The organism is Deinococcus pimensis DSM 21231 (genome assembly GCF_000519345.1).
GTDB classification, from domain to species: Bacteria; Deinococcota; Deinococci; order Deinococcales; family Deinococcaceae; genus Deinococcus_A; species Deinococcus_A pimensis.
Genome location: NZ_KI912670.1, coordinates 55,000 through 55,708, shown reverse-complemented (window position 1 = coordinate 55,708; position 709 = coordinate 55,000). Strand labels below are relative to the sequence as shown.

The following is a 709-nucleotide window of genomic DNA, read 5'->3' as shown; positions in this document are numbered from 1 at the left end:
GTCGTCGAAGGCGGCGCGGGCGCCGTGCGCGTCACCGTGAAGCAGGCACGTGAGGGCGCGGCGCAGGAAGTCGTCGCCGTACCGTTCCGAGCGGCTCGACCGCATCGCGCCGCCGCGAACGGTCAGCGTGCCGTCGTAGCCCAGCAGGGCGTAGTTCTTCACCTCGTGGCTGAGCATGGCGCGGTAGCGGCCCTCGAACTCCAGGCGCACGAGCGGCGGCAGGGACGCGTCCACCCGCGCGACGAGGGCGCGCTCGTCGGTTTCCGTCCAGCCTTCGGGGACGCTGAAGTACACGCCGTCCGTGTCGGCCTCCACGAGCGTCACGCCGCCCGCCTCCAGCCCCGCGACGACGGCGCCGAGCGTCTCGCGGCCCAGCCGGGTCACCTCGTCCGCGGCGCGGGCGTCCCCGAAGAGGCTCATGTCGCCCGCGCCGAGGTAGCCGTACGCGGAGTTAATCATCACCTTCATCGCGGCCTGCGTGGCGTCGTGACGCACCGCGTCGGGCGAGCCGGGCGCGGCCTCCCTCGCGGCGCGCTTGTGCCGCAGCCGGAGTTCCGTGAGGCGGTCCACGAGGTGCAGGAACACCCCGAGCGGATCGCACGACGGGGAAACACGGTGCGTGCGGATCAGGCTGGGGTAGAGCGAGGCGATGTCGGCCTTCACCACGCGCGGCAGCACGCCCCGCGCGAAGAGGTGCACCGCGCCGCCC

The 709-nt window shown here is 73.5% G+C and carries 1 protein-coding gene; it reads right to left on the bottom strand.

What is annotated here, in order from left to right:
• Positions 1-709, bottom strand: a 709-nt coding sequence (locus DEIPI_RS0119315; RefSeq protein WP_281173241.1) for a DNA polymerase domain-containing protein, incomplete at both ends; no start/stop codon positions are given.